Genomic DNA, 12,876 nt, shown 5'->3' on the forward strand with positions numbered 1-12,876 from the left:
GTAGATGCGCCGATCCCCATCAGTTGAACTTCATCCATGACCCACAGGACATCGTTATTGAGTTGGGCGTATTGAATAGGCCAGCGATAGCGGCTCATGGCATAGCCCCGATTGAGTGCCCGACTCACCAATTGGTCTTGGGTGCCAATAATAATGGCTGGTTTCTCGGGTTCCAAATCCCAGTTTTTAGCGACTGCGCCGCCCATCAGCAACTCTAAATTGACCTCGTTGCCGAGGTTGAGGCGTTCCAGCCATACCTTTGCTTCCTCATACGCTTGTTCAACCAACGTGCGGGTCGGCAAACAGTAGATCAAACGCAGGGGAGTTTTACAGCGAATATCTGGGGACGCATAGAACCGCCGCCAGAGCCAGCCGAGCACCACGGTGGCAAATTTCCCGAGACCGGTTAGGACGGCGATAAGAATCGGCAGAGCAGGCATTTCAGCGAACTGCTTTTGATGAGCAAACGGCTCGTGGCCCGTGGCGGTCTGAAAAAAGCTCCTAAAATCGGCGTAAAACATAGTCATCCGGGGTACAGGTTGGTTTGGTGGAGAGGGATTGGGGGGGACAAAGCCCCCCCAGGAGTCGCCTAGAAAACAGCCTTAAGCGGCGGAATTCAACCCAACGAGTTCAAAAAAGGTGTTTAACCAATGATCCCACTCCTTGCGGTAGGGTTGCAGATCCTCCTCCTTGGACAGAATCAGTAGATCGCCAGATCCGTTGCCATAGGCACAGGCAATGGCGACCCCAACCAACAACGGAACCTGATCCCGAAATCTCCGCACCAACACTTCCCAAATCTCAAAATGCGTAACCATAGTTCACCTTAAATAGATGTTCAGATACATACTAACTTAAAACTCGACTCTAGGTTGGGCGGAAAACCGAACCCGTTCTAAGGGGAGACCGAGGGCGGTGGCGTAACGGGCATTCCCCATAAGAAGCAGAAATAATGCCCCCCCCCTTGGGGGGCTGGGCAACCAACTCACCACCACCCACTGTTGCACCCTAACTGGTTAGCTGAGCCTTCCAGTCCTTGATAATCTGTTCCAGGTATTTAAGGACTTCCGCCAGACTCTGACGGAAGGGACGGGGCAGGGATAACAAGGCTAGCCGTCTGGCAGAGTCCAGGAGTTGGGTTTGAGCCTGCTGTTGGAGCACCTGATCGATCCCTATTGGTAGCTCAATGCTCCTGGTAATCACTGGGTTGCAGACGGGTTCCAGCTCTTCCGGTGGTTCGTACTCGTAGGGGTCTTCCTCATAGAGGCAGGACTCCCTGCTACTCATGCCATGCTCTTCGACTAAAATCGCCGCCTGATTCCTGAACTCCAGTCGCTGTTCCTCAGACAGCGCCTGTTCATACATTTCCTGCTCGAAACAGGTGAAGCAGGATGCTATGTGTAGGATCGGCTCCGGGTACTGGGTCACCAATCCGTAGCTCAGGTCTAACCCCTTCATCTGTGGGATGGCCGCCTCTACCTTCTCCCTGTCGCTGATGCTCAGCCAGGCAATCACCTTGAAAAAGAGCATACAACGGGTTTCGTTGAGAATCTCCTTGCGTAGGTTGACAAATCGGTTCCACCCGTCTTCTAGGTAGAAGTGCTCAAAGGTGGCACGCAAGGTCTCCATTGCCACCAGAAGCCGATAGAAGAAATCCTGGGCGTGGTCGCCCTCTGCATAGACATGCGTGAGCAGATTTGGGTGATCCAATGGCATGAACAGATACCTTGGTGAGCCGTAGAATTGCCACATCAGCTCGTTTGCTTCTGTCTTTTTTCCTAGGACGTAGTCCAAGGCAATGTCCCGCAGAGTGAGGGGACTTACCCGCCCTGTACAGGGTTTGTATTTCATTTAGGTTTACCCTCCTTGTTAATTTAGGGGTAATCCTCTGTGGATCACCTAAGTTGTAGGTTCACATCTCTGTAGTCTGCCCTTCGTTCCAAACTCTCTATGTCACTTACACTCGCACAGCCGAAAGAAATGCAGGTCGCAGAAAGGCATCAACGCATCTATAGCTAGGTAGGTTAAGGTTGTCGCCTTAAGATTCTGGGAAACCAATGTGGGGCTACGCCCAGCGACCCATATCATGCCAACCTTTGCCTGCTTAGCTATAGTACCAGCAGAAGGGCAACTATATCATTTCTAGCACAGATACATTCGTGGATGCAAGTGCGACCAGGAGTTGTGGCGTGATTTCATTCGACATCCTCAAGCTCCCCACCTGTATGCAGGACTAACCAGGGAATGTGCCCTGCTGGTTGTGCCTGTTCTGCCTAACACCGGGGGGATACATAACCATCCTGCTTGAATATGGCAGAGCATCATCCCCACGAGCGTGGAACGGGGAATAGTCAGATTTTCCATCAGGTTCGCAAAACACGGGGTTCCGGGGGTAGCCCCTAGTGGGGGGGGGACAGCAGGGAAATCTTCCTATGCCCGGCCTGGATAACTGCTCTCGATCACGGGGTTCCTCTGTCCAGGAAGGCTCCGGGGTCGGTACGTATTTTCCTAGACAGAAGGGGACTGACCTACTAGACCACTGGCTAGGTGCCTGCGGACAAACAAGATAAATGTAGGTACAGTCTATTTATCAATTAAAGGATACAAAAAGCCTCCATCATTCTCAAGGCTCAGAATAATTGACTCACGGCAAGTGGGGTTCAACTGTATCCCATAAGCACTTAAAAGACTGTAAGACTTTCTCTCAAGCATTACAAAGATAGCACTACTGATTTTTAGCCATAGCTTAAGCTAACATCTCTAAAATTTTCTCTGGAACTGCACAATTTAAGCTGGCAATGCCTAAAAAGTCTTTGATATTATAGGTCACTAAATAATCAACCTTGGCTCTGGTGGCAAGTGATGCTAATCGAATGTCAAATATTCTTGCAGAAGATACATTATTGCTAACTGCTAATACTAGAGTTTGCTCTAAGTTTTGCGGATCGGGAAATAGTAGATCAAAATAATGATTGAGATAGGTGTCAAATATTAGTTTTTGTGCATCTTGAGGCCTTAAAGCTTTTCCTTTCATTACTACTTGATTTGTAAGCAATCGATAAAGTTCGATTAATTATATTTTGCTCAGCAATAATTCCATGAATTTTATTTTGGAAAACCATTTCAAGTAGTCTTAATGAGGGAATATGATTACTGGAGGCTTGATTGTGAGCATAGGCTAGAACATTAGTATCAAATAAAACTTTAATCAAGCTCATACATATTTTCTCTGCTTAAATACTGTTCATCCATTTCTAGACTAAAAACGGGGAAGGGGTACTTGCCTTCGACTAACACTGTGTCCATGTTGTTGCTTTTATACTTTTCTCTGATGTGATATAAAAAATCTAGCACTTCTTGAATAATTGGCTCTGGGGTTTGCTCGATCTCTTGGATTAGTCTTTCTTTAGCAGTCATCGCTTTTCTCCTTATTCGTTTAGTAACTATAGTAATATCGTATTTCCTGGGGAGTTTGCCATGAATTACGAAGGTTACGGGGAGTTGATTGGAGTCTTGATCGTCGGCACCGTTTTTATTAGTTTCTTTTTGTTACAGTTCATTATCACCTGGGTTTTGCAGGTTCTAGTCGCACTCCTTAAAGCCGCTTATCGAATTATCTTAGCAGTTTGGCGTTAGCTTTTTAGTTGCCGGGAGGGGTCTGCCTGGTGTCAGCACCTGCGCAACTGGGTTCAGATCAACTTTGTAAAAATCTACATCCTTGAAACTGCTACAACAACTATTAAAATTGGATAAAATAACGATTAACTATCAGTACAAAAACATTCAACGAGAAGGTTTATTCTCAAAAGTTCATCACGGACTCATCCCCCGCCAATCCCCGGCGGGGATCATCCCTGACCAGTATTTGGGATGGGCATAATTCGGGCTTCTCAGCATGGTCAATTGGGCTTGCCGCAGGGCTTCCCCTCGCCCTTCCCCTTTGCTCAGCCGCTGGTAATAGTTCACCATCAAGTCCTTGGTGGCGTTGTCATCCACCCGCCACAGGCTCATCACCTGGGACTGCGCCCCGGCTAGGGTAAATGCCCGCCGTAACCCATACACCCCTTCCCCGCTCTGCACGTCCCCTAAACCCGTCTCACAGGCGGACAGCACCACCAACTGGGTGCCCCGCAAGTCCATCCCGGTGATTTCCAAGGCGGTCAATACGCCGTCGTCTCCGCCCCCTTGCCGCACGTTGAACCCGGAAAAGGCTAACCCGGAGCGCACCAACGGGTTCTCACTGGGGAGGTTGCGACTGCCATCTTGGGCTTGGGTGGTGGGGGCAGATTGCAAGAAAAAGCCGTGGGTGGCTAGGTGCAAGATGCGGGGGTTGTTACTGCTTTTCACCACTGCTTCCGTTGCCTGGGTCTGGGTGAATAACCGACTATTGGGTAATAGTTTGGCAATGGTTTCCCCCTCGATGGCGGTGGCGGGCAGGGAACCAAATTTCAGGGTGGCTAAATCTATCGAACGGGGATTGCTCCGGTCGGCACTGGCAATTTGCACGGGATTACTGCCGGGTTTGTCAAAGGTGGGGTTGGCAACAATTAAGGGGGGATTGGCTTTGGGGGGCGTGGTCTGCAAGCGCAGTAAATCCCGCCCGGAAGTCAGGTAGGTAATTAGATAGTTTTCAATGAGATATTGGTTTTTTTCATCCACCAAACCGGCAAAAGCCACCAGGTTGAGTTACCCGTCAGGGGCGATGAGTAGGTGGTTAGCAGTGCTGACGAATTGCCGTACCGGTGCCATGATTTTGGCTGAGAGGGTACGGGCGGCGGCTTGGGCTTCGCTGAGAGGGCGTCTGGGGTCAAGGGTGGCACTGCGATACTGAGCCACCAAGGCATCTATCTCGCTGGCACTGCCCAAATCCGCAAACCGGGGTTCCCCACTGGAAGTCAGGACATACACCGCATAGCGAGGTGCGCCAAAACCTTGACCCTGAGGGGCTTTGGGGTTGAAGGGTTCGTACTGGATAAACTCGACCAAAGCAGCGTTGGCAGGAATAGCTTTTTGGACGGCTTCCAGGGTGACTTTTGGGGTGGTTTGGGCAAAGGCGCTACTGCTCCGGTTGAGTTCCGCTTCAATTTGTTCCGCTTGGGTGTTCAAAAGTTGCAATTGCTGACGTTGCTGGTCGGCGGGGCTGAGTTGTTGCCGTAGCCGGATGAGGGATTGGCTGAGGGTGTCGAGTACCCGTCCTTTGCGTCGTAGAATCGTGGTCAGTGCCAGACGAGCCGATTGGAGGTTGGTCGGAGCAAATTGCAGGTGAAAGGAGATGGCTGTATCAGTTGAGCTGGCAAAAGTCTTGAGGTAAGCACGTTTGTCCGCTTCCGAGCCAATGACCAGATTCTGTGCTAGGTTAATGTCTCCGATGTCTAACGTCCGCACCAAACGGGTTAAGGCTGGTTCCGTTTGATTTTGGCTCCAATACAACCCCGCCAAGTTGTTGAGGGATGTAGCCACATCCGGGTGGTTGGCACCCAGGGCTTGTTCCCAAATCGCCAAACTGCGCTGAAATGACTCCAGAGCTTGAGCATATTGAGCTTTTTGGGATTGCTCAATTCACAATTGATTCAGCCGGTCGGCTTCTTGCAGCACTCCAGACTGAGCTAGTACCGGCAGGGACGGATATACACCTACCGACACTCCGACTATTACACTCGCCGCCAACGCCCATCCCGCAAGATGCCTACTATTCATCGTTCGCTGTTCCTTGCTGACTTGCCCCTATTCTAAACCCGCAGTTCCGAGACCCAAAGTGAGCGGCATTACCTCAGTTCACCCGCCTAGCGCAACCCCTCTATTTACCGGGTAAATAAAGCTGAGGGGCTTAACCTCGGATTAATCAAACCTGAGTTCAAATTACAGGTAGATTTTTAGTATTGCCATCACGTATCATATCTCTGTCCACCATGGCGAAGTTAAATGCCGTGGCGGTTATCCTTCCCTAATTTTGAGGCTCGAATCCTTTCACTGCCCCAATGAATGATTCCCTCAACTATTTCCCGGCCTATACTATTACCGAAGTCGCCAAGTTTTTAGGCATCCCACCAGCCACAGTGAGGACATGGGTTAAGGGCAGAAAATATTCCAGCATGGCAGGAGAGTATTTTTCCAAACCGCTGATTTTGGGGGCAGGTAGTTCATTGCTATCCTTTACCAATTTGATAGAGGTTCATGTATTGAGGGTTATTCGTAAGGTACATGGGGTGAGGTTAGACAAAGTGCGTACTGCCCTGGATTATTTGGAGCAGGAGTTTGGAGTTTCTCATCCCTTAGCTACTGTTAAGTTTAGGACCGACGGGGTAGATTTATTTGTTGAGTCACTAAATCAGTTGTTGAATGTATCCCGCTCCGGTCAATTGGCAATGCGTTCTGCCTTGGAAGGCTTACTAACCCAGGTGGAATATAACGCTCAAGAGGCGATTAGGTTTTATCCTGTAATTAAATCTATTGTCATAGACCCTACTATATCTTTTGGCAAACCGGTTGTAGTGGGAACAGGTGTACCTACAAGTTCCATTGTCAGCCTTTATAATGCTGGTGATGAAATTGAAGATATTGCCGATGAATTTAGCTGTGGCATAGAGCAAGTAAAAGCGGCTATTCATTATGAAGCTGAATTATTAGTAGCCTGAAAAACTTTATTTTTAGATGGGATCATCTAAGTTTAGTTTTGTACTATTTGTTGATAGAGCATTAGGGCGAAGTGCCGTTCCTAGTGCCCTCAAGTTGACAGGTGCGAACGTCGAAATACACATGGATCACTTTGCCCCAGATGCTCCTGATATAGAATGGTTATCTAAAGTTGCTGAAAGCGGTTGGGTTGTTCTTACCAAGGATAAAAATATTGGCAGAAACTATCTGGAGCTTAGAGCCGTAGCTCAATTCAAAATTAGGATGTTTGTTTTGGTTTCAGGAAATTTAACACGTCAGCAGATGGCAGACACTTTTGTTAAAGACTTTCCTAAGATGAATAACTTTTGTATAGGTAATAAGCCCCCTTTTATTGCCAAGATTTATTCTAGTGGCAAAATTCAAATGTGGAAAGACTGTGTAGAAATTATGAAACAATTTCCGAATACCTAAATACCAGAAGTACTCACTAAATGAACTGCCTCTCCAATGCTCAAGGGTTTTGATAGAAAAAAGCACTTAACCTACTATTAACCAACTAAATCCATACTGGATGCAAACGCTTCGGGTTTCACCATGTCCCAATTCCCTATTATCATCAAGCCTTCCCTGCTGGAGCAGGCACTTACGGCTACGCCCAAGTCGGAGCCGTACCAGCCGCCGGTGATACCCTCCCCCGGTGCCAAACCCAAACGGTTCAAGACAGGTTTGCTGGTGGCGCAGGGGGTGGTTTTCACGGTCATCGCCCTGGTGCCAGCGTTTTTCGGGGAGTTCATCCTGGCGGCGGTGCTGTTGGCGGCGACGGTCGGGGTCATCCTGGCACAGGTCAACAACCAGCGGGTCGAATACCCCCGCAAGCTCAGGATTTGGGAGGAGAAGGTGCGGGGCTACGAATATGAGATGCGGGTGGCGGAACAGAAGAAGAAAGCCCATGCGGAGCGCATGGCTCGGCTCAAAACCCCCGAAGGGATTCTTGAATACCGCCGTGAGCAGGTCAAGAAGGCTCTCGGCAACACCCGTCTGCCCGATGGGGATAACAGCGATGCACCCCTCGGCAATGCGGAGCGGTTCTTCCTGACTGTGCTGGAGCGGTACTTCCCCGGTAAGGTGTTCACCCGCAGGTACATCAACTCGCCACCGCCCTCTGACCGCTACTACACCCCGGATTTCACCTTCATTGAGCCGGAGTACCGCCTGTTCATGGACATCGAGATTGACGAACCCTACGAATACAAGCGGGGCAAGCCCACCCATTTCATCGGCAGTGACGATGAGCGCAACCGGCATATTTCCGAGCGATATGGGTGGGTGGTCATCCGCTTCACCGAGGAGCAGGTCATTCGCCAACCGGAAAGCTGTTGTAAGGTCATCGCCGGGGTGCTGGCGGAAATCACTCTGGCTTCCACGCCCCTCGAACCTTTTGCAGGGGTGCCCGACCTCCTGCCAGAACCCCAGTGGACAGAGGGGCAAGCCAACGCCAAAGCCATTGCCAAGTACCGGGACACTTACCAGCACCTTCTGCCCCAACCGGAGAAACGCAAGCCCAAACCACAGGAGCCAGTCAAACCCAAAAAAGAGTTCCAGCCCTCCCATGCTCTACTTTCAATTTTGATACGGTCTGGGTCAACACCGTTTCTGTTATGGGAATATACTGTCTATGCTGGTCGTTTAGGTGGGCAATTCTTTCTTTTTGCAAAGGATAACGCATGGGTGAACCTCATCACGACATCACACCCATCCGCAGGACTAGAACCCGACGATTCTCAGGGATCACACATTATTATGTAAAAGTATTTATAGCTCTCACGTCAGATAGGCAGTGTTGTAATTCCTTACCATCGACTAACTAGAACTCCAGTTGCTTTGAAAAAGGTTGATCTATAATCGGTGGTTCCTCACCGGGGAAGAATACAGACCAATCTTGCTTGAGGACTGCGTTAGCTTCTTTATAAAGATTTTGTGCCTTCTTAGTATTACCCACACTAATCATCACTTCAGCTTCACTTATTTTCTTTTTAGCTCTAAACCAAGCATCTTGTTCTTTGATACGCTTTATTTTTTGTTTGTACTCTTCAGTTAGTTTACCACGCTTTTCTAACTCACTATGGGCTTGGATTAAAATTTTCTTACGCTGTTCACTGGCTCGTACGTTAATAGCCGTTTGCATGAGTAATTGATCAATTTTATAGCAATGGATATAAACTTCAGCTTCGTCGGCAAGAAGAAAAGCCTGGGACTGCACCTCGTTAATCTCTTCCGAGTATTTCTCTAGTCCCTTTCGAAAGAAACCGAAATGTCTACCGTGAATGTTTTCTGCAGATTCTCGTAATCTTGTTACATCCCAAGGCTTGATTTCTAAATTTTGTTCCATTCGCATTTTTATAGATTGAATTTGTTTTTTCAATGTTTCTAAAATAGGTGGAGGTGGAACATCACTTGATTCTTCAATTGTACTTAACTCTTTACTATGATTAGTGGAATTATGATTACTATAGTACTCTACTTGGCGACTAGATTCAGTTGGATAAATATCACCAAGCTCATTTAAATAATTAAGAAAGTTTTGCGCTTCCTGTGATTCAAGCAAAACACAATTTTCTAATGAATCAGAAAAAAATAACTTTATTGTAAAAGAACCCTGTTCCTTATTATCAATTTGTTCAAAGAATAAGATTTCACTAAGGTTAATAAATTTGCTACCAACTTTGATAAACATTAAGTTGCTCCTTGTAATTACATTTTCTAAAGTAAATTCTATCAATCCTCCTGAGTATTTGGTGGTAAGCAGAGTTTATATTTAAGCCCGGTAAGGGTTTCAGCTTCCCTAGAAGCAAAAAATGTATTTTCATATACAATATGAATTACAAATTTAGGAGAGCTATTTTATCAAAGTCCAAAAGGAGTGATATTAATTAAAAATTGTACTTTAGCCATGAGTAGAACAGATGTCAAGTATCACAAGTGTTGAATCCTGCAACAAAACTTTACATATTAAGACGGGGAATGACCCGATTTAGCCAATTGACAAAATTCAACTCCTGCCGTATTACAATTTGTATATATCTCAACTTGCCTACTAATTTACTCCCGTACATCTGTGGAACTTTTAACAGTTGCAATATCAAATAGACTATTAAAATTACATAAATTTGAATGGTAATCCCATTCAAATTTTTACTCATCATTTTATCTAACTTCAAGTGCATCTTAAGAAACTTCCATAATACTTCTATTGCCCAGCGTTGTTTGTAGGCTTCTCCTATCTCTTCATTACTCATTATTTCCTCGGGAACATTGGTAGCTAAATAATATTCTATCTTCTGTTGAACATTCCCAAAACAAATCACTCTTACCTTGTCTTTTCCTGTAGCGATATGATAGTTTTCATCCCATTTCCAATTAGATTTAATACGGATAATGAAAAGAGTATTATTTTCGATAAATTTATCAAATAATTTGCGACTGCAAAACCCTCTATCCCCGACTGCAACTCCATTTTCCGGCAACATTCTCATAATCTCTTCACCAAAGTTAATCTCATGTTTCTGCCCAGGACTAATGATTAAATGACCAGTGGATTTCGTGTCTTGATTCAAAGTAGTTATTAGCTTTACTTGACGATGGCCTTGGAGCCAAAATAACTTGCTCATCAGTGGTATTACGGTAGCATCAAAAGGACATAAAACTAGTTTCTTCTCAGGGTGAGCCTTCTCAATGTAATGTAATAATTTATGGTAAAGACCAAGAATAATTTGTGGGTCTCTTGTCTTGTTGGCCTTAGAAAATGTAGATAAGTCAACCTGAGTGCCTGTATGATTCAATTGGTAAAATAAGTCCCTTAAACTGTTGATTCCTTTGTCTAAAATACCAGTAAACCAGATTGAACAAAATAAACGAGAATTTAGAACTGGATAATCATTAGTCGGCAAGTCTTTGAGTAAAAAGTTGACAATCCCCGGAAAAGAGTTTAATTTCATAGTTAATTGATTTTTAAATTTACAGGGGTAAGGATACCATATTCTGACCCCATTTTTTCTCTCTTTACCTATCGTTCAACACTTCTGATCCCAATTATTTAGATTAATTCCGTAAGGTATATCTGATAAAAATAAATCTATACTATTGTCTGCCAGTAGAGGCAAATGTTCTCTACAATCCCCAAGAGTAAGCTGATGGGCATATATGATTTCCCTTATCCCCATCTTTTTCTCTAAAGAGAAAGCAGCCAGAATCTAGTTCCCTCGCCCCTTAGAAAAGGGTTAGAGTAAGGGCAAATGTAAAATTCATACCTCTTGTCATTTCCAGAAATAGAAGCGACATTGCAGAAATAAAAGCGACAGAGGTGAAGGATAGGTTGGTATGAAGGGCATCCAGTTTGAGTTTTGTCGCATTTATTTATGGTAGATGAATGAGATGTCGCATCTATTTGTAGTAATTTTGTCGCATGTATTTCAGAAGATACCTACTGAAATCGAAGCCGGATGGGGCAACCTGTCGCATTAATTTCCAAAACTGACACCTCTGTTCAGCAACGCCGTAAAAACCTTTCTTTTGGGGGTTCGTCATCAGCAAGCATTATCACTACTTCAAGTTTATGGCTCTGAGCAGTGGGAAGAAGCTCGCAGAAATTACGCGGTTTCAGTTACTAATTGTTGCTAGCCAGAAATCAAAATTTGTCCATGATTCCTATAACCTTGCCCGATGGTCAGGCGATTCAGCTTTCGTCAGGTGGTCAAAATATTTTAATTAATTTTCTGCGTACATCTAGGAGCAGGAACCTGGGGTATATAAGGTTATCGTGTCTAGGAAAGGAGCAAGAACACATAACCATCTTATTAGCGTTTCCTAGACAGGGGCGACTAATGGATAATCACTCTAGGCAATCACCCTCTTTATTTATATCTAGGAGCAGGAACCTGGGGTATATAAGGTTATCGTGTCTAGGAAAGGAGCAAGAACACATAACCATCTTATTAGCGTTTCCTAGACAGGGGCGACTAATGGATAATCACTCTAGGCAATCACCCTCTTTATTTATATCTAGGAGCAGGAACCTGGGGTATATAAGGCTATCGTGTCTAGGAAAGGAGCAAGAACACATAACCATCTTATTAGCGTTTCCTAGACAGGGGCGACTAATGGATAATCACTTTAGGCAATCACCCTCTTTATTTATATCTAGGAGCAGGAACCTGGGGTATATAAGGTTATCGTGTCTAGGAAAGGAGCAAGAACACATAACCATCTTATTAGCGTTTCCTAGACAGGGGCGACTAATGGATAATCACTCTAGGCAATCACCCTCTTTATTTATATCTATAGCCAGGTAGGTTAAGGTTGTCGCCTTAAGATTCTGGGAAACCAATGTGGGGCTACGCCCAGCGACCCATATCATGCCAACCTTTGCCTGCTTAGCTATAGGAGCAGGAACCTGGGGTATATAGAACCCATTTGAGATTTCAAGGAGGAGATGCGAGACGCTTCACCATAAGGCGAATAAAACATAGGTTTATTTTGGTGACGGCATGGGTCAGAGTTCGTTCAAAGTTCTTGACCAGACTCTTGCACCGCTCCATCCAAGCATTCGACCGCTCAATTACCCACCTGGCTGTCACAGGCACAAAGCCTGATTTCTTTTGTTTTGACGGCTTCGTTGACAATTCAAAGCGGATTTTAGTCATAATTTCTGGATAAATCTGCTCCAATTCTTTGATTAAAAAGTTAATATGATACCCCCGGTCTAACAAAATCGTAATTTTGGGAATCGTCACCGGCTTGGCTCTAAAATAATCCATATTTAGGGTCAGCATTTCCACTAATCCCACATCATCCGATACATGGGCAGGCGTACAATGAGTGAAAAAAGGAAACCCAAGGGTATCTACAGCTAGATGTCGCTTGATACCATTAGTGGCTTTGTAGAAACAATATCCTTTAGAATCAATACTCGCATTACAAGTATTTTTTACCGCTTGGGAGTCAATGATGATTAGGGTTGTCCATTGGGATTTTTTTTTACCTGTTCTCGTACTTGTTGGTGTAATCGGTGTATCAACTCGGTCAATACTCCAGCGGCTCGCCATTGTTTATAGTGCCAGTAAACAGTTGAATAAGGGGGTAAGTCTCTAGGTAAGTCGCACCAATTACAACCATTTTTGAGTTGATACAAGATGCCATTAATGATTTGTCTATTTGTCCATTTTGGGGGACGAGTTTTTTTCTTGTTAGGTAGCAATTCCAATA

General features: G+C 45.5%; 15 protein-coding genes. 4 read left to right on the forward strand and 11 right to left on the reverse strand.

The window, feature by feature from the left end; translation table 11 throughout:
• From MLD66_RS13815 to MLD66_RS13840, 6 genes are all read right to left on the reverse strand, one after another.
• Window positions 1–527 (reverse strand): DEAD/DEAH box helicase (locus tag MLD66_RS13815; protein WP_247219207.1); only part of this gene is annotated, 527 nt, incomplete at its 3' end.
• Window positions 528–602: 75 nt separating this feature from the next.
• Window positions 603–818, reverse strand: a complete 216-nt coding sequence (locus MLD66_RS13820) for a hypothetical protein (RefSeq protein WP_247219208.1) — start codon at window positions 816–818, stop codon at window positions 603–605.
• Window positions 819–854: 36 nt separating this feature from the next.
• Entirely contained in the window at window positions 855–1,007 is a 153-nt protein-coding gene (locus MLD66_RS13825; protein WP_247219209.1) for a hypothetical protein, read from the reverse strand.
• A gap of 1 nt (window position 1,008) precedes the next feature.
• The gene (locus tag MLD66_RS13830; protein WP_247219210.1) at window positions 1,009–1,629 is read right to left on the reverse strand and encodes a hypothetical protein; all 621 of its coding nucleotides are present in this window, start codon (window positions 1,627–1,629) and stop codon (window positions 1,009–1,011) included.
• 1,117 nt (window positions 1,630–2,746) lie between these two features.
• On the reverse strand, window positions 2,747–3,034 hold the full coding sequence (locus MLD66_RS13835) for a hypothetical protein (protein WP_247219211.1): 288 nt from the start codon (window positions 3,032–3,034) through the stop codon (window positions 2,747–2,749).
• A gap of 170 nt (window positions 3,035–3,204) precedes the next feature.
• Window positions 3,205–3,417, reverse strand: a complete 213-nt coding sequence (locus tag MLD66_RS13840) for a DUF2281 domain-containing protein (RefSeq protein ID WP_247219212.1) — start codon at window positions 3,415–3,417, stop codon at window positions 3,205–3,207.
• Window positions 3,418–3,477: 60 nt separating this feature from the next.
• On the opposite strand from MLD66_RS13840, the gene MLD66_RS13845 reads away from it, so the two are divergent.
• A complete protein-coding gene (locus MLD66_RS13845) occupies window positions 3,478–3,636 on the forward strand; it encodes a hypothetical protein (RefSeq protein ID WP_247219213.1) in 159 nt (52 codons plus the stop codon).
• Between the two features lie 177 nt (window positions 3,637–3,813).
• On the opposite strand, the gene MLD66_RS13850 is transcribed toward MLD66_RS13845, so the two are convergent.
• A complete protein-coding gene (locus tag MLD66_RS13850) occupies window positions 3,814–4,677 on the reverse strand; it encodes a CHAT domain-containing protein (RefSeq protein WP_247219214.1) in 864 nt (287 codons plus the stop codon).
• A gap of 9 nt (window positions 4,678–4,686) precedes the next feature.
• Complete coding sequence (locus MLD66_RS13855; RefSeq protein ID WP_339397077.1) at window positions 4,687–5,559, reverse strand: tetratricopeptide repeat protein; 873 nt, start codon at window positions 5,557–5,559, stop codon at window positions 4,687–4,689.
• A gap of 419 nt (window positions 5,560–5,978) precedes the next feature.
• On the opposite strand from MLD66_RS13855, the gene MLD66_RS13860 reads away from it, so the two are divergent.
• The 3 genes from MLD66_RS13860 (at window position 5,979) to MLD66_RS13870 (ending at window position 8,421) form a co-directional block, all read left to right on the forward strand.
• Window positions 5,979–6,635 carry a DUF433 domain-containing protein gene (locus MLD66_RS13860; protein ID WP_247219216.1) on the forward strand — a complete coding sequence of 219 codons (657 nt, stop codon included), beginning with the start codon at window positions 5,979–5,981 and terminating at the stop codon, window positions 6,633–6,635.
• A gap of 16 nt (window positions 6,636–6,651) precedes the next feature.
• The gene (locus MLD66_RS13865) at window positions 6,652–7,086 is read left to right on the forward strand and encodes a hypothetical protein (protein WP_247219217.1); all 435 of its coding nucleotides are present in this window, start codon (window positions 6,652–6,654) and stop codon (window positions 7,084–7,086) included.
• A gap of 123 nt (window positions 7,087–7,209) precedes the next feature.
• Window positions 7,210–8,421, forward strand: coding sequence for an endonuclease domain-containing protein (locus MLD66_RS13870; protein ID WP_247219218.1), 1,212 nt, complete (start codon window positions 7,210–7,212; stop codon window positions 8,419–8,421).
• Between the two features lie 58 nt (window positions 8,422–8,479).
• On the opposite strand, the gene MLD66_RS13875 is transcribed toward MLD66_RS13870, so the two are convergent.
• The 3 genes from MLD66_RS13875 to MLD66_RS13885 form a co-directional block, all read right to left on the reverse strand.
• A complete protein-coding gene (locus MLD66_RS13875) occupies window positions 8,480–9,349 on the reverse strand; it encodes a hypothetical protein (protein WP_247219219.1) in 870 nt (289 codons plus the stop codon).
• Between the two features lie 268 nt (window positions 9,350–9,617).
• Window positions 9,618–10,610 carry a transposase gene (locus MLD66_RS13880; protein ID WP_247219226.1) on the reverse strand — a complete coding sequence of 331 codons (993 nt, stop codon included), beginning with the start codon at window positions 10,608–10,610 and terminating at the stop codon, window positions 9,618–9,620.
• Window positions 10,611–12,092: 1,482 nt separating this feature from the next.
• Window positions 12,093–12,716 (reverse strand): transposase, encoded by a 624-nt coding sequence (locus MLD66_RS13885; protein WP_281438645.1) that lies wholly within the window; start codon window positions 12,714–12,716, stop codon window positions 12,093–12,095.
• Window positions 12,717–12,876 lie beyond the last annotated feature (160 nt).

It is taken from the genome of Synechococcus sp. C9 (assembly GCF_022984075.1).
Lineage (GTDB): Bacteria > Cyanobacteriota > Cyanobacteriia > Gloeomargaritales > Gloeomargaritaceae > Gloeomargarita.

Coding starts and splice junctions, on each gene's coding strand:
- MLD66_RS13820 (WP_247219208.1), bottom strand. CDS start 818: ATGGTTACGCATTTTGAGATTTGGGAAGTGTTGGTGCGGAGATTTCGG.
- MLD66_RS13830 (WP_247219210.1), bottom strand. CDS start 1,629: ATGGAGACCTTGCGTGCCACCTTTGAGCACTTCTACCTAGAAGACGGG.
- MLD66_RS13835 (WP_247219211.1), bottom strand. CDS start 3,034: ATGAAAGGAAAAGCTTTAAGGCCTCAAGATGCACAAAAACTAATATTT.
- MLD66_RS13840 (WP_247219212.1), bottom strand. CDS start 3,417: ATGACTGCTAAAGAAAGACTAATCCAAGAGATCGAGCAAACCCCAGAG.
- MLD66_RS13845 (WP_247219213.1), top strand. CDS start 3,478: ATGAATTACGAAGGTTACGGGGAGTTGATTGGAGTCTTGATCGTCGGC.
- MLD66_RS13860 (WP_247219216.1), top strand. CDS start 5,979: ATGAATGATTCCCTCAACTATTTCCCGGCCTATACTATTACCGAAGTC.
- MLD66_RS13865 (WP_247219217.1), top strand. CDS start 6,652: ATGGGATCATCTAAGTTTAGTTTTGTACTATTTGTTGATAGAGCATTA.
- MLD66_RS13870 (WP_247219218.1), top strand. CDS start 7,210: ATGTCCCAATTCCCTATTATCATCAAGCCTTCCCTGCTGGAGCAGGCA.
- MLD66_RS13875 (WP_247219219.1), bottom strand. CDS start 9,349: ATGTTTATCAAAGTTGGTAGCAAATTTATTAACCTTAGTGAAATCTTA.
- MLD66_RS13880 (WP_247219226.1), bottom strand. CDS start 10,610: ATGAAATTAAACTCTTTTCCGGGGATTGTCAACTTTTTACTCAAAGAC.
- MLD66_RS13885 (WP_281438645.1), bottom strand. CDS start 12,716: ATGGCGAGCCGCTGGAGTATTGACCGAGTTGATACACCGATTACACCA.